Source organism: Janthinobacterium sp. SUN211 (assembly GCF_030587315.1).
In the GTDB taxonomy this organism is placed as follows: Bacteria; Pseudomonadota; Gammaproteobacteria; order Burkholderiales; family Burkholderiaceae_D; genus Janthinobacterium; species Janthinobacterium kumbetense.
On record NZ_JAPWIC010000001.1, the window covers coordinates 127,156 to 147,928 of the forward strand.

A 20,773-nucleotide genomic window follows, 5' to 3' on the forward strand; every position below is an offset into this window, starting at 1 on the left:
GCCTGCCGTTCTGTGTTCCTCCTGCCCGGCTAGCCGGGCAGATGGCGTTTACTCTTCTTCGTAGGAACTGATCGGTGCGCAACCGCAGAACAGGTTGCGGTCGCCGTACACGTTGTCGGCGCGGCCGACCGGCGGCCAGTACTTGCGCTGGCGCAAGGAAGCGACGGGGTAGGCGGCGATTTCGCGGCTGTACTTGCGTTCCCAGTTGTCCGACATCAATACCTGTGCCGTGTGCGGCGCATTTTTCAACGGGTTGTCGTCGTGGTCGAATTCACCGCTGGCGACCTTGGCGATTTCCGCGCGGATGGCGATCATGGCGTCGATGAAGCGGTCGATTTCCACTTTCGATTCGCTTTCCGTCGGTTCGATCATCAGGGTGCCCGGCACGGGGAAGCTCATGGTCGGCGCATGGAAACCGAAGTCCATCAAACGCTTGGCCACGTCTTCGTTGCTGATGCCGGTGGCGTCCGTGATCGGGCGCAGGTCCAGGATGCACTCGTGCGCGACCAGGCCGTCGTGGCCCGAGTACAGCACGGGGTAGTGCGGCGCCAGGCGGCGCGCGATGTAGTTCGCCGCCAGGATCGCCGTCTCGGTGGCGGCCGTCAAGCCTTCCGCGCCCATCATGGCGATGTACATCCACGAAATCGGCAGGATGCTGGCCGAGCCGAATGGCGCGGCGCTGACGGCACCGATGCCGGCAGCATCGCGCTGGTAGCCCGAGGAACGCTGGTTCGGCAGGAATTTCGCCAGGTGGGCGCCCACGCCGATCGGGCCGACGCCCGGTCCGCCGCCGCCGTGCGGGATGCAGAAGGTCTTGTGCAGGTTCAGGTGGGACACGTCGCCGCCAAACGAGCCGGGAGCGGCCACGCCGACCAGCGCGTTCATGTTGGCGCCGTCGATGTAGACCTGGCCGCCGTGCGCATGGATGATTTCGCACAGTTCCTGGATGCCTTCTTCAAACACGCCGTGGGTGGATGGGTAGGTGACCATCACGCAAGCCAGGTTGGCGCTGTGCTTTTCCGCCTTCGCCTTCAGGTCGGCCAGGTCCACGTTGCCGTTGGCGTCGCAGCTGGTGACGACCACCTGCATGCCGACCATGTTGGCCGAGGCGGGGTTGGTGCCATGCGCCGACGACGGGATCAGGCAAATGTTGCGATGGCCTTCGCCGCGCGACTCGTGATACGCCTTGATCACCAGCAGACCCGCGTATTCGCCCTGCGAGCCGGCGTTCGGCTGCAGCGACACGGCCGCGTAGCCCGTCAAGGCGCACAGCATCTCTTCCAGCTGCGAAATCATCTCGCGGTAGCCGACCGTTTGCGCATCCGGCGCGAACGGGTGGATGTTCGAAAATTCCGGCCAGGTGACGGGGATCATTTCGCTCGTCGCGTTCAGCTTCATGGTGCACGAACCGAGCGGGATCATGGTGCGGTCCAGCGCCAGGTCCTTGTCGGCCAGGCTGCGCAGGTAGCGCAGCATCTCATGTTCCGAGTGGTAGCTGTTGAAGACGGGGTGGGTCAGGTAGGCGCTCTCGCGTGCCAGGTTGGCCGGCAGCGCGCTGGTCACATTTGCTTCCACGCTGTCCAGGTCCGGGGCGGCAGGCGCGTTGGCCAGGCCGTGCGCGAACACTTTCCACAGCAGCGCGATATCGTCGCGCGTGGTGGTTTCGTCGAGCGACACGCCCACGTGGGTATTGTCGATCTTGCGCAGGTTGACGCCGTGGTGCATGGCCGTCGCGTGCAGCTGCGCCGCATCGGCGACGTTGATGGTCAGGGTGTCGAAGTAGCTCGCATTGACGACGCCATAGCCGAGGGTCTTCAGGTTGGCGGCCAGCACGCCCGTAAAGCGGTGCACGCGGCGGGCGATCTGCAGCAGGCCGGCCGGGCCGTGGTAGACGGCGTACATCGAGGCCATCACGGCAAGCAGCACTTGCGCCGTGCAGATGTTCGAGGTCGCTTTTTCGCGGCGGATATGCTGTTCGCGCGTTTGCAGGGCCAGGCGGTACGCCTTGTTGCCTTGCGCATCGACGGTCACGCCCACCAGGCGGCCCGACATATTGCGCTTGAATTCATCGCGCGTGGACAGATAGCCCGCGTGCGGGCCGCCGAAGCCGAGCGGCACGCCGAAGCGCTGGCTGTTGCCGACGACGACGTCGGCGCCCCATTCGCCCGGAGGCGTGAGCATGGTCAGGGCCAGCAGGTCGGCCGCGACGATGACCATGGCGCCGTTCGCGTGCAGTTTTTCCACGCCGGCGCGGTAGTCGCGCACGACGCCGTTCACGCCAGGGTATTGCAGCAGCACGCCGAAGCAGGCGTCCAGCGACTCGATTTCTGCCGGATCAAACGTGCGCACTTCGATGCCGATCGGCTGGGCGCGCGTCTGCACCACTTCCAGCGTTTGCGGCAGCACGTCATTGGCCACATACAGCACGTTCGACTTCGACTTGCCCACGCGCTGGATCAGGGTCATCGCTTCGGCGGCGGCAGTGCCTTCGTCCAGCATCGAGGCGTTCGAGATGCCCATGCCGGTGAGGTCCGTGATCACTTGCTGGAAGTTCAGGATCGCTTCCAGGCGGCCTTGCGAAATCTCAGGCTGGTAAGGCGTGTACGCCGTGTACCAGGCCGGATTTTCAAAGATGTTGCGCAAAACGACACCGGGCGTGAATGTGTTGTAGTAGCCTTGGCCGATCAGGGATTTGAGAACCTGGTTCTTGCCGGCGATGGCTTTCAGGCGCGACAGGGCTTCCTGTTCCGGCATCGGCTGCGAATACGTGCCCAGGGGCAGGGCGCCCTTGTTGCGGATGTTGGCCGGTACCAGGGCGTCGATCAGCGCGGCGCGCGATGGATAGCCGAGGGTCGCCAGCATGGCTGCTTGTTCGGTGTGGGAAGGGCCGATGTGGCGGGCGATGAAGGCATCGCGTGCTTCGAGTTGGGTCAGGCTGGTGCGGGTCATGATATAGAGGCCAAAAAAGACTGAAAAACCGGGATGCGGCGCGCGGGCGCAGCGCAGAAAAAATGCAAACGGGCCGCGATTGCGGCCCGTGAGTCAAACGCGATTACGCGCCGGTGGTGGCGCCATAGGCGGCAGCGTCGAGCAAGCCGTCCAGGGCCGACACGTCGGCTGGCTTGATCTTGAACAGCCAGTTGGCGTAGGCGTCGGCATTGATCGACTCTGGCGAGTTGACCACGTCGTCGTTGACGGCCACGACTTCGCCGGCGATTGGTGCGTAGATGTCGCTCGCTGCCTTGACCGATTCCACCACGGCGGCGTCGTCGCCGGCGCCGTAGCTGTTGCCCACGGTGGGCAGTTCGACGAAGACGATGTCGCCCAGGGCGTCCTGCGCGTACTCGGTGATGCCGACGGTGATCGTGCCGTCGCCTTCAAGGCGTACCCATTCGTGGGAAGCGGTGTACTTCAGGTCTGCAGGAATGTTCATGTGTGGCTCCAGATGGTAAGTGTTCGTTATTGATTATGGTTGTACGGTCTTGCGGGCGGCTCTATAAAACCTTACGCAGCCAGGATTTTACCGTTACGCACGAAAGGCAGCTTGACGACGGAAGCGGCCAGCTGCTTGCCGCGGATTTCCACGTGCACGGTGTCGCCCACGGCGACGCCGTTCGGCACGCGCGCCAGCGCGATCGCTTCCTGCATCGTCGGGCTGAAGGTGCCGCTGGTGATTTCGCCCGTGGCTTCGCTGCCGGCGATGATGACTTTTTGATGAGCGCGCAGCACGCCGCCTTTTTCGCGCAGGATCAGTCCCACGAATTGTGCGTTCTGGCCCTTGGCCAGCAGGGCCGCCTTGCCGATGAAATCGCGTTCGCTGACGAGGTCGATGGTCCATGCCAGGCCCGCGTCGAGCGGGTTGACGGTTTCATCCATGTCCTGGCCGTACAGATTCATGCCCGCTTCCAGGCGCAGGGTGTCGCGCGCGCCCAGGCCGGCAGGCTTGACGCCGGCCGCCGCCAGGGCGTTCCACAGCGCTTCCACCTGGGTCGCGGCCACGCCGATTTCAAAGCCGTCTTCGCCCGTGTAACCGGTGCGCGCCAGCATGACTTCGCCGAAAGCCGTGTCCTTGACGATGACGACGTTGAACGGCTTGATGGCTTCGGAAGCGGCTTGCGTTTCCGGCAGCACTTGCCACACTTTGGCGCGCGCGTTCGGGCCTTGCACGGCCACCAGGGCCATCGGATTGTTGGCATTGCGGCGCTCGGTGATCGTCAGGCCGCTGTTGGTGTTGGTGTTTTGCTGCTGCATCCACGCCACGTCTTTTTCAGCCGTGCCCGCGTTGACGACGAGGCGGAACCAGTTTTCGTTGAAGAAGTAGACGATCAGGTCATCGATGACGGTGCCTTCGGCATTGAGCATGCACGAGTACAGCGCCTTGCCCGACACTTGCAGCTTGTCAACGTTGTTGGCCAGCAAGCCGCGCAGGAAGGCGCGCACGTTCGGACCTTCGATATCGACCACGCACATATGGGACACGTCGAACATGCCGGCATCGCCGCGCACGGCGTTGTGTTCTTCGATTTGCGAGCCGTAGTTGACGGGCATGTCCCAGCCGCCGAAATCGACCATGCGGGCGCCGAGGGCACGGTGGGCGTTATTGAGTGGGGTCGCTTTGAGCGTCATGGATTCCTCGGGACGAAGGTAAAAGGGGAGTTAACAAAACATAGAATAGCCAAACACGGCTTTCCAGCGTGATCACTGACCCCCCTGTCCTTTGTACCTGAGAGATTACGGGGGCCTGCCCCGTGCGCCCCTTCGGTGGGCCGCCGGCAATAGCCGCGGCCGCTCTCCAGAGTTGAGCTGAAACGTGTCGCCAAAGCAACAGCTGCAGTCCGCCTGATCGGTCCTTTTGCCTGAGAGTTTTTGGGTAGTGCCCCTTCGGCGGCAACGCTGGTTTGCCCTCTCCCGATCAAGTGGGAGGAATATATGCCAGCAGGGTGTTTCTGTCAATCTGAAAAGACATTGTCAAATTGCAGCAAAAGCCCCGGTTTGCGGGGCTGTCAGGGGGCTGGCGGCGCCGCAAAAGGGCGCCCGGCCGCGCGGGAATGCGCTATGATGAAATTCTGGCTTTCTTGCGGGTGCCTGCCATGAACACTACACAAAGCGAGACGCAAAACAACACCGAGCAGCACGGTTACTTTACCCTCTCGGGCGACGTCAACAGCGATATGGTGCGGCGCGTCTTCAACGCCGCGGCCGACATCACGGAAGACAAGCTCACCACCGCCCACATCCTGATCCAGTCGAACGGCGGCTACGTCAGCGACGGCATCTGTCTGTACAACTTCCTCAGCAAGTTGCCGCTCGACATCATCACCTATAACGCGGGCGCCGTGGCCTCCATCGCCGTCACCCTGTTCCTGGCGGGGCGGCGCCGCCATGCCAGCGACACGGCCCGCTTCATGGTGCACAAGTCGCATGCGACAGCCTCGCCCGGTTCCCGCCCCGACGCGCTCAGCATCATCGTCGAGGGCTTGCGCGCCGACGACATGCGTACCGAGCGCATCCTGCGCGGCCACGTCAGCCTGACGGAAGAGCAGTGGCAGGTGCACGCGTATTCCGACCTGCACCTGACGGCCGACCAGGCGTTGGAAGTGGGCATGATCGAATCGATCCGCGACTTTGCGCCGCCCAAGGGCAAGCGCCTGACGAATATCTGACGCCTGCCGCGCCATGCCGGGCAGATGGTTTCAGCGTGGAAAGTTTGTAATCGAATGTAATTCTTCGCTGCAGCACAGCAAAAGCCGCGCGGAACAGGGCAGAGTCGTGGCATAGTGCAAGCTGATCATGAAATAAGTGCAGGCGCGATGACTTGGTGGAATGGGATTTCTTTTGCGGCCGATATGTCCGTGATGGGGCCGGCTGGCGTGGCGATTGCCCTGTGGCTGCTCGTCTCGCGCCAATGGCGCCTGGTGCTCAGCTGGAGCCTGTGGTACGGCGGCGGCCTGGCCCTCGTGGTGCTGTCGAAGCTGGCCTTCATGAGCTGGGGCGTGGGCAGCAGCGCGCTCGATTTTACGGGCTTCAGCGGCCACGCCATGCGCGCCGGCGCCGTGTTTCCCGTGCTGATGTATGTGCTGCTGCAGCGGGCTGCACCGCGCTGGCGCCATGCCGGCGTGCTCGTCGGCGTGGCCTTTGCCGTGCTGGTGGCCATTTCGCGCGTGGTCGTGCATGCGCACAGCGTGTCGGAAGCCGTCAGCGGCTGCGTGCTGGGCCTGGCGCTGGCGCTGGGCTTCATGTGGAGCGCCCGCGGCGCCGTGAATATCGCCGTCAGCCATGCGCTGGCCCTGGCCAGCCTCGTGCTGATGGTGGTGCTCAGCTTCAAGGCGGAGCCCATGCCGACCGAGCAATGGCTGCAAAAACTGGCCCTGGCGCTGTCCGGCCATGAGCGCGTTTTTTCCCGCGAAGACTGGAAACTGGCGCAGGATGGCCGCCCAGCCCCGTAAGGCGGGGCACGCCGGCGCCTGGCGCTGCGGTTTTTTGGCCAGAAAAGCATCAGGAAATGGTATGATGAACCACTCCCTGCGGTGAGTGGCTAGACTGTTGCCGCAAGGGTGGCCAAGGTGGCCATGAACTGAATATGAACCGGGTTCACCCAAATATAACCGCCAGCATAGGCCAGGAACTCTAAAACACGTGCGTCTCTCTTCCATCAAGTTGTCGGGATTTAAGTCTTTCGTCGATCCCACCAATTTCCAGGTGCCAGGCCAGCTCGTGGGCGTGGTCGGGCCGAATGGCTGCGGCAAGTCGAACATCATCGACGCCGTGCGCTGGGTGCTGGGCGAATCGAAAGCGTCGGAATTGCGCGGCGAATCGATGCAGGACGTCATTTTCAATGGCTCCACCCACCGCAAACCGGCCGGGCGCGCTTCCGTGGAACTGGTGTTCGACAATAACGATGGCAAGGCGTCCGGCCAGTGGGGCCAGTACGCCGAGATCGCCGTCAAGCGCACCCTGACGCGCGACGGCACCTCCACCTATTACATCAATGGCCAGCCCGTGCGCCGGCGCGACATCCAGGACATCTTCCTCGGCACGGGCCTCGGTCCGCGCGCCTACGCCATCATCGGCCAGGGCATGATTTCGCGCATCATCGAATCGCGCCCGGAAGAATTGCGCGTCTTCCTCGAAGAAGCGGCCGGCGTGTCGAAATACAAGGAACGCCGCCGCGAGACGGAAAACCGCTTGCAGGACACGCGCGAGAATTTGCTGCGCGTGGAAGACATCTTGCGCGAACTCAATGCCAACCTGGAAAAGCTGGAAGCGCAGGCCGCTGTCGCCACCCGTTTCCACGCCTTGCAGGCGGACCAGGAAGAAAAGCAGAAGCTGTTGTGGCTGCTGCGCAAGAACGAGGCGCAAAACGAGCAGACGCGCTATTTCCGCGAAGTGGAACAGGCGCAGACGGACCTGGAAGAGCAGACGGCCAAGCTGCGCAACGTGGAACTGACCCTCGAGCAGATGCGCCAGGCGCACTTTGCCGTGGGCGACCGTTTGCATACGGCGCAAGGCCATCTGTACCAGACGAATGCGGAAATCGGCAGCCTGGAAGCGCAGATCAAGTTCGTCATCGAATCGCGCGCCCGCCTGCAGGCACAGCTGGCCACCCTGACGGCCCAGCGCGACCAGTGGACCAGCCAGGGCGGCGAATACCAGGAACAGATCGAAGAGGCGGAATTCCACCTCGAAGAACTGGCCGCGAAGGTGGAACAATCGCAAATGATGGCGGAACAGAAGGGCGAGCAATTGCCCGAGCTCGACGCCGCCTGGCGCGCCGCGCAAAACAAGAGCACGGAATCGCGCGCGCGCATCATGCAGGCGCAGCAGCAGCTGGAGCTGGAATCGGCGCACCAGCGCAATGCCTCGAACATCCTGGCCAGCCTCTTGAGCCGCCGCGAGCGCCTGCAGCAGGAAAAGAACAGCCTCAGTTTGCCCGACAGCAGCCACCTGGAAAACCTGAAGCTCCAACTGGAAGAAAAGCAGCAAACCCTGGAAGAACAGGGTTTCTACCTGGAAGAAGCGCTGGAGCAGCAGCCAAAGCTGGAGCAGGAGCGGGCCGAGGCGCAGGCGCAAGTCAATGCCGAGACGGCGGCGAATGCCCAGCTGGAAGCGCGTCTTTCCGCTTTGAAACAATTGCAGGAACGGGTACAGACGCAGGGCAAGGTCCAGCCATGGCTGAAAAAGCACGAGCTCGACACCTTGCCGCGTCTGTGGCAAAAGCTGCAGATCGAAGCGGGCTGGGAAGCGGCCATGGAATCGATCTTGCGCGAGCGCACGTCGGCCTTGCAACTGTCGAATATCGACTGGGCCAAGGCCTTCTTTGCCGACGCGCCGCCGGCCAAGCTGGCCCTGTACGCGCCATCCACGGTGGCGCCCCTGCCGCTGCCGGAAATCGCCGGCCTGAAACCGTTCCTGAACTTGTTGAAACTCAACGATCCGGGCTTGCGCGGCTTGTTGCAGGATTGGCTGTACAACGCCTATGCCGTGGAAGACGCGGCCGAAGCCCTGGCCGAACGCGGTAAATTGCCGCCGGGCGGCTATTTCGTCACGCGCGCCGGTCACGTCGTGACGGCCACCAGCGTGCGCTTCTATGCGGCCGATTCTGAGCAGGAAGGCATGCTGGGCCGCCAGCAGGAAATCGACAATATCGGCAAGCAGTTGCGTGCCCAGCAATTGCTGGCTGAAGAGGCGCGCGCCCGTTCCGTGCGGGCCGATGCGGCCGTTGCCACCCTGACGCGCAATCTGTCCGACTTGCGCTTGCGCATACAGCAACTGACGTCTTCCGTGCATACTCTGCAACTGGACGTGGTGAAACTGTCGGAAGTGGAAGCGCGCTTCAACCAGCGCAGCACGCAGATCGGCGCCGACCTGGCCGAGATCGCCGCGCAGGAAGCGGAGCAGATGCAGACCAAGCTGGAATCGGAAGAGAAATTCGAACAGCTGGACATGGAGCTGGGCAACTTGCAGGAAGCGCACGAAGACGGCCACACGGATTTCCTGCAGAAGGAACAGCGTCTGGCAGAGGCGCGCGAAGCCTTGCGCGACCTGGAACGGGCCGCCAAGGATACGGAATACGCGGAAAAAGCCCACCGCGCGAAGATCGAGGAATTGCGCCGCAACATCGCCACGGCCAGCACGCAGGCGCAGCAAGTGACGGAAAGCCTGCAGGCGGGCGAACTGGAATTGGCCAACCTGGAAAGCGGCGCGGCCGCGGACGGCTTGCAGGACTTGCTCGAGCGCCGCACGACGCAGGAGCGGGCGCTGGCGGACGCGCGCCACGAACTCGATCAAATTACGCAGCAGCTGCGCCTGTCCGAAGATGCGCGTACGCAATCGGAACGCAGCTTGCAGCCGCAGCGCGACAAGATCATGGAAATGCAGCTCAAGGAACAGGCCGCGCGCCTGAACCAGGAGCAATTCGCCCAGCAATTGCTGGAAGCGGGCGCCGACGAGGCCGCGCTGACGGAGAAATTGCACCCGGACATGCGTCCATCGTATCTGCAGGGCGAAGTGACGCGCCTGACGAACGCCATCACGGGCCTGGGCGCCGTCAACCTGGCCGCGCTGGACGAGCTGGCGCAGGCATCCGAGCGCAAGAATTTCCTCGACGCCCAGAATGCCGACCTGACGGAAGCGATCAACACGCTGGAAGACGCGATCCACAAGATCGACAAGGAAACGCGCGACTTGCTGCAAGACACGTTCGACAAGGTCAACCATCACTTTTCCGAGCTGTTCCCGATTCTGTTCGGTGGCGGCCAGGCCAAGCTCACCATGACGGGCGACGAGATTCTCGATTCCGGTGTACAAGTCATGGCGCAGCCTCCCGGCAAGAAAAATGCCACCATCCACCTGTTATCGGGTGGAGAGAAGGCGCTGACCGCGACCGCATTGGTGTTTTCCATGTTCCGCCTGAATCCGGCGCCGTTCTGCCTGCTCGACGAAGTCGATGCACCGCTGGACGATTCGAACACGGAACGCTTCTGCCGCATGGTCAAGCGCATGTCCGACCAGACCCAATTCCTTTTCATTTCGCATAACAAGATTGCGATGGAAATGGCCCATCAATTGATCGGTGTGACGATGCAGGAGCAGGGCGTATCGCGCATCGTGGCGGTGGACATGGAGTCCGCCGCAAATTTTGCAACCGAGGCACAAGCAGCATGACAGACCTTCAAATTACCTTGTTCGGCGCCGGCGGCGTCTTTATCGTCGGCGTTTTCTCGTACAACAAATGGCAGGAATACAAGGCCAAGAAAAGCGTGGAACGGGCTTTTTCCACCGACCACGACGACGTGCTGATGCGCGAGGGCGACGCCCCTGCCGTGGAAGCCCAGGAACCCGTGCTGCGCCAGGAACCGCGCTTCGACGCGGCGCCCGCCGCCAAGGCCGAACCGTCGTTCGGCGCGCCGCCGGCGGCCGTGGTGCCGGACGCGCCCGTGCATGCGGAACCGTCGCTGGCCGATGCCGACCCCGCACCCGCCGCTCCTGCCGCGCCGGCGCAGCCGGAAGTCAGCGCCGCCAGCGAACAGGCGACCAGCCTGGTCGACCCGCTGATCGATTGCCTGCTGCCTTTGTCGCTGGAAGCGCCCGTGCGTGGCGACAAGATCCTGCCCGTGCTGCAAACCCTGCGCCTGGTGGGCAACAAGCCCGTCCACTTCATCGGTTTGCACGTGAATGGCGACTGGGAACCGATCACGCATGGCGGTGTCTACACCAAGATGCAGGGCGGCGTGCAGCTGGCCAGCCGCAGCACGGCCCTGAATGAACTGGAATACTCGGAACTGGTCACGCGCCTGCGCGGCGTGGCTGACGAGATCGGCGCCGAGCCGGAAGTGCCCGACATGATGGAAGTGATGGCCGAAGCGCGCAATCTGCACCGCTTCGTGGCCGGTCACGATGCCCAGCTGGGCGTCAACCTGCACACGAATGGCGCGCCATGGGCTATTTCCACCTTGCTGTTCGCGCTGGAAAAGCAGGGCTTCGACGTGCGTCCGGACGGCCGTTTCGTCATGCCCGACGGCGAAGGCGGCTATCTGTTCTCGCTGTCGACGAATGTCACCCTGGCCGAGGAAACGACGCCGCGCCTGACCTTGCTGCTGGATGTGCCATGCGTGGCGCCCGCGCACGACGGCTTCGGCGCCATGGTCGCTTGCGCCAAGGCACTGGTGGGCCGCCTGGACGCCACCATCGTCGACGATTACAACCAGGCCTTGTCCGATGCGGCGCTGGCCGAGATCGCCGGCCAGGTGCAAGAGTTTTACCAGGAAATGGACGCGGCCGACATTCCGGCCGGTTCCACCCGCGCCCTGCGTTTATTTAGCTGAAGAATCCCGCAACAATGACTGATCCGATCAACCAGGACGCCGCCCAGCGGAATGCCGCCCAGCGCGTCCTGGCACTCACGGCCGAACTCAATCGGCATCTGCACGCCTACCACGTGCTCGACAATCCCACCATCCCCGACGCCGAGTACGACAAGCTGTTCGTCGAACTGCAGGCGCTGGAAGCGGCCCATCCCGAATTGCGCACGCCCGATTCGCCCACCTTGCGCGTGGGCGCGGCGCCCTTGCCGCAATTCGAGCAAGTCACGCACACGGTGCCGATGTTGTCACTGAACAATGGTTTCACCGATGACGATATCGTCAACTTCGACCGCCGCGTGCGCGAAGGCCTGGACCTTGACGGCGCCGAAGTCGATTACGCTGCCGAAGTGAAATTCGACGGCCTGGCGATCAACCTGCGCTATGAAAACGGCCTGTTCGTGCAGGCGGCCACGCGCGGCGATGGCGCCACGGGCGAAGACGTGACGGCGAATATCCGCACCATTTCCAGCATCCCGCTGCGCCTGCATGGCGACCGGATTCCGGCCGTGCTCGACGTGCGCGGCGAAGTCATGATGTTCAAGGCCGATTTTGCCCGCCTGAACGAACGCCAGCGCGAAGCGGGCCAGAAGGAATTTGCCAACCCCCGCAATGCGGCGGCCGGCAGCCTGCGCCAGCTCGATTCGCGCATCACGGCCCAGCGCAAGCTGCGTTTCTATGCGTACGGCATCGGCGCCCTCGATGGCGCCGCCATGCCCGTGTCGCATTCTGCCTTGCTGGACTGGTACGAAACCCTGGGCATTCCCGTATCGAAGGAGCGCCGTGTGGTGCAGGGCGCGCAAGGCTTGCTCGATTACTACGCTGACATCGGCGCGCGCCGTCCCGCCTTGCCGTATGAAATCGACGGCGTCGTCTACAAGGTGAACGCGACGGAAGACCAGCAAGAGCTGGGCTTTGTGTCGCGCGCGCCGCGTTTTGCGCTGGCGCACAAGTTCCCCGCCGAAGAGGCGCTGACGCAGGTGCTGGGCATCGATATCCAGGTGGGGCGCACGGGTGCCATGACGCCCGTGGCGCGCCTGGCGCCCGTCTCCGTGGGCGGCGTGACGGTCACCAACGCCACCTTGCACAATGAAGATGAAGTGCTGCGCAAGGATGTGCGCGTGGGCGATACGGTTATCGTGCGCCGCGCCGGCGACGTGATCCCCGAGGTGCTGTCCGTGGTGCTGGAAAAGCGCCCGGAACCGGCGCCGCCGCCGTTCAAGATGCGGGAAAGCTGCCCCGTGTGCGGCTCGCACGTGGTGCGCGAAGAGGGCGAGGCGATTGCCCGCTGCTCGGGCGGCCTGTTCTGCTCGGCGCAGCGCAAGGAAGCGTTCCGCCATTTCGCGGGCCGGCGTATGATGGATATCGAAGGCTTGGGCGAACGTTATATCGATACCCTGGTCGAACTGGAATACGTGCACGGCCTGGCCGACTTGTACAGCCTGACCCTGGATAAATTGCTGGAAATGAAAGTGCGCGCCGACGAGCGCGACGGTTCGACGCCAGAAACAGTGCAACAAGGCAAGATTCCCACCAAGTGGGCGGAAAACCTGCTGGCCGGTATAGAAGCGAGCAAGCGCCCGCCGCTTGAGCGTTTCCTGTTCGCGCTGGGCATCCGCCACGTGGGCGAATCGACGGCCAAGACCCTGGCCGAGTGGCTGGGCAGCCTGGCGTATGTGCGGCAAGCGCCCGCGGCCTTGCTGCGCGTGCTGCCCGACATCGGCGGCACGGTCGCCGAGTCGATTGCCGATTTCTTTGCCGAAGAAAAGAACCAGCAGGCGCTGCAGGCGTTGCTGGACGCCGGTGTCGCGCCGCAAGGCGAACATGCGCCCAGCGCCAAGCTGCGCACGCAGCTCGAACAAACCACCTTGCTTGCCGCCATCGGCATCCCGAAGCTGACGGAGCCGCGCAGCAAGCAGCTGGTGGAGCGGGGCGTGACCCTGGCCAGCCTGGCCGCGCAAGGCGCCAGCTTCCATGCGGGCTTGCCTGCCGCCGTGGCCGAGTCGCTGGCGCAATGGCTTGCCGATGAGAACAATGTCAAGCTGCTTGCTCAACTGGACGCCCTGCGTCATGAATTACTGTCACAATTGCCTGAAATGCCAGCCGCTGGCGGCAAGCTGGACGGCAAGACTTTCGTCTTGACGGGCACCTTGCCCAATATGAGCCGCGACGAGGCGGCGGAGCTGATCGAAGCGGCCGGTGGCAAGGTCAGCGGTTCTGTTTCGAAGAAGACAGGATATGTCGTGGCCGGCTCGGACGCCGGCAGCAAGCTGGCCAAGGCCCAGGAACTGGGCGTGGCCATCCTCGACGAGGCTGGTTTGCTGGCCTTGCTCGCGCAGGATTAATTCTTAAAATATTACAGAAGACCCATGAAAAAAATCAGAAAAGCAGTCTTTCCCGTCGCCGGCCTGGGCAGCCGCTTCTTGCCAGCGACCAAGGCACAACCGAAGGAAATGTTGCCTATCGTCGATAAACCGCTGATCCAGTACGCGGTGGAAGAAGCCGTGGCGGCCGGCATCACGGAAATGATCTTCATCACGGGACGCAACAAGCGCGCCATCGAAGACCATTTCGATACGGCTTACGAGCTGGAATCGGAGCTGGAAGCGGCCGGCAAGCGCCAGTTGCTCGACATGGTGCAAAACGTCATTCCCAAGCATATCAATTGCATTTACATCCGCCAGTCGGCGCCGCTGGGCCTGGGGCATGCCGTGCTGTGCGCCCGTCCCGTGATCGGCGACGAGCCGTTTGCCGTCTTGCTGGCCGACGATTTCATGGATGTACAAGAAGGCGTGCGCCCCGTGCTGGCGCAGATGACCGATGTCTTCCAGTATGAAAATTGCTCGCTGCTGGCCGTGCAGGATGTGCCGCGCGCGGAAACCAAGCAGTACGGTATTGTGTCGGCAAAGAATTATCAGCCCGACCTGGAGCTGGTCTCGGCCATCGTGGAAAAGCCCGCGCCCGAAGAGGCGCCGTCAACCCTGGCCGTGGTGGGCCGTTATGTGCTGACCAGCCGTATCTTTAACCACCTGGAAAATATCGGCACGGGCGCCGGCGGCGAAATCCAGTTGACGGACGGCATCGCCGCCCTGATGCGCGAAGAGCGCGTGCTGGCTTACCGCTACCAGGGGCAGCGTTATGATTGCGGCTCCAAGCTTGGTTACCTGAAGGCAACGACGGCGATGGGCATGAAACATCCGGAAACGGGCGCCGCCTTCCGCACTTACCTGCAACAACTGCAAGCGACACTGGAAACAAAATGACGGTACGTGACATCCTCAAGATGGGCGATCCGCGCCTGCTGCGCATGGCCGAGCCCGTGCGTGAATTCGATACGCCCGAACTGCATGCCTTGATCGCCGACATGTTCGACACCATGCATGCGGCCAATGGCGCGGGCCTGGCGGCGCCGCAGATCGGCGTCAACCTGCAGCTGGTGATCTACGGCTTCAAGCAGAACCTGCGCTATCCCGATGCGCCGCAAGTGCCTGAAACCGTGCTGATCAACCCTGTGCTGACGCCTTTGTCGGAACGCAAGGAAGAGGGTTTCGAGGGCTGCCTGTCCGTGCCCGGCCTGCGCGGCAGCGTGCCGCGCTGGAGCGAGCTGCACTACGAAGGCGTGGACCAGTTCGGCCAGCCCATCAGCCGCGACTGCGATGGTTTCCATGCGCGCGTGGTGCAGCATGAAGTGGACCACTTGCACGGCATTTTGTATCCGATGCGTATCGTTGATTTTACGCAATTCGGTTATACGGAAGTCATGTTTCCCGACCTCGACCCGAACGACGACGATTGATCGGCGGCTGAGAAAACGCCCATGGCGGCGTTGCATTGCCTCGCCGTACTCTTCGTGCTGTCTTCGGCAATGCGCCTTGCCCTGAACGTTTTTCAGGCGCCTCGTGACTTTGGCTGTTAAACAAAAAATGGCCGCGCAGCATCAGCTGGGCGGCCATTTTTCATGCATGAAGCAAAGCTAGCGCACCTTGCGGCTGCTGCCCAGGTTATCGAGCAGCAATTTCAATTCATCCTGCATGGCTTCCGTCAGGTTCAGGAAGCGGCAGCCGATCTGCACCTGCTCGCCCAGCAGGAAGGAGCGGAAGGTGCGCGACAGGCGGATTTCCAGGTCGGCGATCATGACCTTGTTCGGTCCCAGTTCCAGGCGCACGCGCGACAGCTTGCGCCCCACGTACAGGCCTACCGTGTCGCGCGGATGGGCGCGCATGCCGATGCCGCCGGCCGAGAAATCATACAGCTGCAATTCATACGGACGGCCCTCGAGCACGAAGGCGGCCAGGTAGTACACGCCCAGCGGCGTTTCCAGGCGTGCCGATTCGCGCCGTTCCAGCACCAGGCAATGGCTGGGGAAGTTCGTCAGGTACACGTTCGGCCGCTCGGGATATGCTTCCCATTCGCCATTGATGGTAAATTGCAACTTGGCGCTTTGCACCCACGACACAAACGTGGCGCCGCCTTCGGGCAGGGTGGCGCCTTCATTCAGCTCCAGCACGAATTGCGGCAAGTCGTCGTCGACGGACAGGATGCGCGCCATGATGACGTCTTCGCCGCCCGCCGGGTAGATGGAAATGGCGTCGCCGTTGTCTGCCAGGCTGCACAGGGTTTCGCCGATATCCCACGGATCGCTCATATGGTGCGGCTTGGTGCCTGGCGCCATCGGCTCGGCCACGTCAGCCAGGCTGGGCGCGCCTTTGCGCAGGGGATTGGGGATGGGATCGTTCACGACAGCGTATCTCTTTTGTTCTGATGGGGAATAGTGTATAGGTTTAAAGCAATATTTACTAAGTAAATCACAATAATTGTTTTTATATCACTATATTCCTGTTGCTTATATGGCTTGGCATGCCACGCGGCATGCCACCTTGATGCCGTCGCTTAAAACTGTTCGTCCGCGCTCAGGTAACGCCATTGGCCCGTCGGCAAGTCGCCCAGCTTGACCTTGCCGATGCGCACGCGTTTCAGGCCCAGCACTTTCAGGCCGACGGCTTCGCACATGCGGCGGATCTGGCGTTTCTTGCCTTCGCGCAAGGTAAAGCTCAGCTGGTCTTCATTTTGCCAACGCACCTTGGCCGGCAGCAGCGGCTTGCCGTCGAGCCACAGGCCGTGGTTGAGCTTTTTCAGTTCGCTGTCGGGCAGAGTGCCGCCCTTGGTGTAGCTCACGCGCACCAGGTATTCCTTGTCGATATCGGTATCGTGGCCGATCAGCTGCTTGGCCACGCGGCCGTCCTGGGTCAGGACGAGCAAGCCGACGGAATCGATGTCCAGGCGGCCCGCCGCCACCAGGCTGCGCAGCTGGGTGGGGTGGAATTGTTCCGGGCTGCGGTCTTCCGCCCAGCGGTTTTCCGCCTTGATCAGGGCCACGGCGGGCGTGTAGCCGTCTTCGGCCTGGCCGCTGACGTAGCCGACGGGTTTGTTGATGAGGACGGTGACCCGCTTCGATTGCTCGGCCGCCGCCTGGCGTTCCACGGTGACCCGCTGGCTGGGGTAGACCTTGCTGCCCAGCTCGGACACCACCTTGCCATCCACACGGACCCAGCCGCGTGCGATCCATTCATCGGCTTCACGGCGGGAGCACAGGCCCAGTTCGGACATGCGTTTGGACAAGCGTAATAATTCTTCGGTCATGTTGTTTCAGTTTCAGTAAGGTAGGCGCTGCGCGGAAAGTCTACACTTTCAGCGCATCGAGTAAATCGGTTTCCAGCAATATCTGGTTGCGGGCATTGTTGAGCGCGGGACCGTCGACGAGGAAAACGTCTTCGACCCGCTCGCCCAGGGTCATGATCTTGGCCGTGTGCAAGTTGATGCGGTACTTGGTCAGCACGTTGGCGATCGCATACAGCAGCCCCGTGCGGTCGTTGGCCGCCACCGACAGCAAATAGTATTGGCCCTTTTCATCGGGCCGCAAATCCACGGTCGGCTGGAAGGGGAAGGTGCGCGACAGGCGCGACAGCCGTCCCTTGCCCGGCGGCGGCAGCGGCGTTTGCGACTGCAGCAGCTCGCCCAGCTCATGCTCGATCAGGCTGATGATGTCGCGGTAGCTCTTGGCGAAATTTTGTTCCGTGACAAGGAACGTGTCGAGCGCATAGCCATTCTTGGTCGTGTGGATCTTCGCGTCGAGAATGCTGAAGTTCTTGCGGTCGAAATAGCTGCAGATGCGCGCGAACAGGTCGGGCTGGTCGGGAATGTACACGGCCACCTGCAAGCCTTCGCCGATGGGCGCCAGCCGGCATTTTACCACCGGCAACTTGCTGTCGAGCTTGTCATACAGCGAGCGCGTCTGCCAGGCGATGTCGGACGCGTCGTGGCGCAGAAAATACGCCACGTCCAGCTGCTGCCACAGTTTCAGATGGGCGTCCGGCGGCAAGCCGTACAGGCGCAGGGTGGCCAGCGCTTCCTGCTGGCGGTTTTTCAGTTCGCGGTCGGCCGTGTGCGGCTCGCCGCCCAGCACGCGCAAGGTGATCTTGTACAGGTCTTCCAGCAGCTTGCCCTTCCAGGCATTCCACACTTTCGGGCTGGTGCCGCGGATGTCGGCCACCGTCAGCAGGTACAGGCCCGTCAGGTGGCGCTCGTCCTTGACCACCTTTGCAAAGGCGGCGATGACGTCGGGATCGGACAAATCCTGCTTTTGCGCCACTTGCGACATGGTCAGGTGATTTTCCACCAAGAAAGCCACCAGTTCCGTGTCTTCTTCCGACAGGCCGTGCTCCTGGCAGAACTGGGTGGCGTCGGCCACGCCCAGCTTCGAATGGTCGCCGCCGCGGCCCTTGGCGATGTCGTGGAACAGGGCCGCCACGTACAGCAGCCACGATTGCGAGAAATCGGCCATCAGCTGACTGCAGAACGGGTATTCGTGCGCGTGTTCGCTCATGGTGAAGCGGCGCATGTTGCGCACCACCATCAAAATATGCTGGTCGACCGTGTACACGTGGAACAGGTCGTGCTGCATCTGGCCCACGATGCGGCGGAAATTCGGCAGGTAGCGTCCCAGGATGCTCATCTCGTTCATGCGCCGCAGCGCATGGATGATGCCGACCGGCGCTTGCATGATGCGCAGGAAGAGGGCGCGGTTGACGGGGTCCTGGCGGAAGGCGGCATCGATCTTGAAGCGCGCGTGCCACAGGGCCCGCGTGGCGCGCGAGGTCATGCCCTTCAGGGCGGGGCGTTCCGTCATCAGCACGAAGACTTCCAGCATGGCCGATGGGTATTGTTCGAAGGTATCGTCGGCGCTGATGTCGATCAGGCTATTGACTTCATTGAAGCGTGCGTTGATGGGCACGGCCACATTGTCTTGTGGAAACAATCGCGCTTCGATGTTTTGCAGCAAGATCGTGTTGAGCTGGGTCACCGTCTTGGCGGCCCAGTAGTAGCGCTGCATGAGGAATTCGCTGGCGCGGCGCATGTGCGGCCCGCTGCCCGTCGCCTGTAAGCCCAGCGATTCGGCGATCGCCGTCTGCACGTCGAACACGAGGCGGTCTTCGCGCCGCCCCGCATGCAGGTGCAGGCGCACGCGGATATCCTTGAAGGCGCGCTCCTTCTCCATCAGCTGGCGCGCTTCCGTCAGGGTGATCAGGCCGCCCGTGGCCAGGGTGCGCCACGAGTTCGCCAAGCCGGCCGCCTTGGCTACCCACAGGATAACTTGCAAGTCGCGCAAGCCGCCCGGGCTTTCCTTGCAATTCGGCTCCAGGCTGAAGGCCGTGTCTTCATATTTGGCATGGCGCTGGCGCATTTCCGCCGTTTTCGCGTGGAAAAACGCCTGCGGGTCCATGGCCGCGTCATAGCGTTGCTGCAATTGCGCGAACAAGTCCGCGTTGCCGCACACGAGGCGCGCTTCGAGCAAGCTCGTTTGCACGGTGATGTCGGCCTTCGATTCGACCAGGCATTCATCGACCGTGCGGATGCTGTGGCCGATTTCCAGGCCCAGGTCCCACAGCAGCTGCACCAGTTCCTCGAGCTTTTCCTGCGTGGCCCCATCGGGCGGTTGTTGCAGCAGGATCAGCAGGTCGACGTCGGAATACGGAAACAGTTCGCCGCGGCCATAGCCGCCCACGCCCACCAGGGAAGTGCCTGGCGGCAAGCCCGCTTCCTGCCAGGCGCGCGCCAGTACGCCGTCGACGCTGTGGCGCAGGCTGCGCAGCAGTTTTTCAGGCTTGCCGTCGGCCTGGAAGGCCGCAATGACGACTTGGCGGTCGGCTTTCAGTTGCTGTTTCAGCTGTTCCCGAACTTGCTTTTTCATCTGGGCCCTGGGTGGCGGTGCGTGGGGTGGAGAATCAGGCTTTGTTCAGGATCAAGGCCGGTGGCGGCGGCATGCCGGGCGAGACGGTCAGCACTTCATAGCCCGTTTCCGTCACCAGCACCGTGTGTTCCCATTGCGCCGACAGGCTGCGGTCCTTGGTTTTGATGGTCCAGCCATCGTTCATTTCTCGGATTTCGCGGCGGCCCGAGTTGATCATCGGTTCGACGGTGAAAATCATGCCCGCTTCCAGGCGTTCCAGGGTGCCTGGTTTGCCGTAATGCAACACTTGCGGTTCTTCATGGAAGACCTTGCCGATGCCGTGGCCGCAGAATTCGCGCACCACGCTGTAGCCGGCCTTTTCCGCGTGCTGCTGGATGGCGTGGCCGATATCGCCCAGGTGGGCACCGGGCTTGATCTGGGCTATGCCCAGCCACATGCATTCATAGGTGATTTCCGACAGGCGCTTGGCCAGGATGGTCGGCGTGCCGACGAGGAACATGCGGCTGTTGTCGCCGTGGTAGCCATCCTTGATGACGGTGATGTCGAGGTTGACGGAGTCGCCGCTTTTCAAGACCTTGTCGCCGGGGATGCCATGGCAGATGACGTCGTTGACGGAAGTGCAGATGGCTTTCGGGTAGGGCGTGTAGCCGGGCGGGCAATAGTTCAGCGGGGCAGGGATGGTGCCTTGCACGTTGACCATGTATTCGTGGCACAGGCGGTCCAGTTCGCCGGTCGTGACGCCGACCTTGACGAAGGGAGTGATGTAGTCGAGCACTTCGGCGCCGAGTTTGCCGGCAACGCGCATGCCTTCGATGTCGGCGGCGGTATTGATACGGATGGTGGACATGATGTAATTCGCAATCTGCAAGTTGTTCGGGTGAAAAGCACAGACGAATCTCAGCGTAGGAGGAAAAGTCTGCAAATATGTCGAAATTATAAACGAGGCGCCCTGTATCCGCCGCCTCCATCCTAGGGCGAGCAGGCGTTTTTTGCGGGAATGGCCATGGCGGATACGCGTTGCACCAGCGTGGTGCAACGCTTGCCGTCGCTGCGCGCGCGATTTGCGCCGTGGACTTGATGAAATGGGCATTTCGGTGTAGAATCCCAGGTTGCTTGAATTCTCTTTTAAGCAATGTAGTAAAACAGTGTCTTTAATTTATATAAA

The 20,773-nt window shown here is 62.4% G+C and carries 14 protein-coding genes and 2 riboswitches; of the genes, 7 read left to right on the forward strand and 7 right to left on the reverse strand.

Annotated elements, in window-relative coordinates:
- Nucleotides 1–48: 48 nt before the first annotated feature.
- The 3 genes from gcvP to gcvT all read right to left on the reverse strand — a co-directional run bounded on the left by gcvP (nt 49) and on the right by gcvT (nt 4,626).
- On the reverse strand, nt 49–2,949 hold the full coding sequence (gene gcvP, locus O3301_RS00600) for an aminomethyl-transferring glycine dehydrogenase (RefSeq protein WP_305055180.1): 2,901 nt from the start codon (nt 2,947–2,949) through the stop codon (nt 49–51).
- Between the two features lie 103 nt (nt 2,950–3,052).
- Nucleotides 3,053–3,433, reverse strand: coding sequence for a glycine cleavage system protein GcvH (gene gcvH, locus O3301_RS00605; RefSeq protein WP_305055181.1), 381 nt, complete (start codon nt 3,431–3,433; stop codon nt 3,053–3,055).
- Between the two features lie 71 nt (nt 3,434–3,504).
- On the reverse strand, nt 3,505–4,626 hold the full coding sequence (gcvT, locus tag O3301_RS00610; RefSeq protein ID WP_251349130.1) for a glycine cleavage system aminomethyltransferase GcvT: 1,122 nt from the start codon (nt 4,624–4,626) through the stop codon (nt 3,505–3,507).
- A gap of 74 nt (nt 4,627–4,700) precedes the next feature.
- Nucleotides 4,701–4,806, reverse strand: a riboswitch (glycine riboswitch).
- A gap of 28 nt (nt 4,807–4,834) precedes the next feature.
- A riboswitch (glycine riboswitch) is annotated at nt 4,835–4,921 on the reverse strand.
- Nucleotides 4,922–5,090: 169 nt separating this feature from the next.
- Here gcvT and O3301_RS00615 point away from each other — a divergent pair.
- The 7 genes from O3301_RS00615 to def all read left to right on the forward strand — a co-directional run bounded on the left by O3301_RS00615 (nt 5,091) and on the right by def (nt 15,156).
- Entirely contained in the window at nt 5,091–5,663 is a 573-nt protein-coding gene (locus O3301_RS00615; protein ID WP_289913826.1) for an ATP-dependent Clp protease proteolytic subunit, read from the forward strand.
- A gap of 147 nt (nt 5,664–5,810) precedes the next feature.
- Nucleotides 5,811–6,446, forward strand: a complete 636-nt coding sequence (locus tag O3301_RS00620; RefSeq protein WP_253192868.1) for a phosphatase PAP2 family protein — start codon at nt 5,811–5,813, stop codon at nt 6,444–6,446.
- A gap of 190 nt (nt 6,447–6,636) precedes the next feature.
- Nucleotides 6,637–10,164, forward strand: coding sequence for a chromosome segregation protein SMC (gene smc, locus O3301_RS00625; RefSeq protein WP_305055182.1), 3,528 nt, complete (start codon nt 6,637–6,639; stop codon nt 10,162–10,164).
- Nucleotides 10,161–11,324: a cell division protein ZipA C-terminal FtsZ-binding domain-containing protein gene (locus tag O3301_RS00630; RefSeq protein WP_305055183.1), complete on the forward strand. Its 1,164-nt coding sequence runs from the start codon at nt 10,161–10,163 to the stop codon at nt 11,322–11,324. The genes smc and O3301_RS00630 overlap by 4 nt, the downstream gene beginning before the upstream one ends.
- A gap of 14 nt (nt 11,325–11,338) precedes the next feature.
- Nucleotides 11,339–13,705 carry an NAD-dependent DNA ligase LigA gene (gene ligA, locus O3301_RS00635; RefSeq protein ID WP_305055184.1) on the forward strand — a complete coding sequence of 789 codons (2,367 nt, stop codon included), beginning with the start codon at nt 11,339–11,341 and terminating at the stop codon, nt 13,703–13,705.
- Nucleotides 13,706–13,729: 24 nt separating this feature from the next.
- The gene (gene galU / locus O3301_RS00640; protein ID WP_289905338.1) at nt 13,730–14,623 is read left to right on the forward strand and encodes a UTP--glucose-1-phosphate uridylyltransferase GalU; all 894 of its coding nucleotides are present in this window, start codon (nt 13,730–13,732) and stop codon (nt 14,621–14,623) included.
- Complete coding sequence (def, locus tag O3301_RS00645; RefSeq protein WP_076569759.1) at nt 14,620–15,156, forward strand: peptide deformylase; 537 nt, start codon at nt 14,620–14,622, stop codon at nt 15,154–15,156. Before galU ends, def begins: the two co-directional genes overlap by 4 nt.
- 177 nt (nt 15,157–15,333) lie before the next feature.
- On the opposite strand, the gene O3301_RS00650 is transcribed toward def, so the two are convergent.
- From O3301_RS00650 to map, 4 genes are all read right to left on the reverse strand, one after another.
- The gene (locus O3301_RS00650) at nt 15,334–16,098 is read right to left on the reverse strand and encodes a flagellar brake protein (RefSeq protein WP_289915541.1); all 765 of its coding nucleotides are present in this window, start codon (nt 16,096–16,098) and stop codon (nt 15,334–15,336) included.
- 152 nt (nt 16,099–16,250) lie between these two features.
- A complete protein-coding gene (locus O3301_RS00655; protein ID WP_034752263.1) occupies nt 16,251–17,000 on the reverse strand; it encodes a pseudouridine synthase in 750 nt (249 codons plus the stop codon).
- 40 nt (nt 17,001–17,040) lie between these two features.
- Nucleotides 17,041–19,608, reverse strand: coding sequence for a [protein-PII] uridylyltransferase (locus O3301_RS00660; RefSeq protein ID WP_305055185.1), 2,568 nt, complete (start codon nt 19,606–19,608; stop codon nt 17,041–17,043).
- A 34-nt stretch (nt 19,609–19,642) separates the two neighbouring features.
- Nucleotides 19,643–20,455 (reverse strand): type I methionyl aminopeptidase, encoded by an 813-nt coding sequence (gene map / locus O3301_RS00665; protein ID WP_099668116.1) that lies wholly within the window; start codon nt 20,453–20,455, stop codon nt 19,643–19,645.
- Nucleotides 20,456–20,773 lie beyond the last annotated feature (318 nt).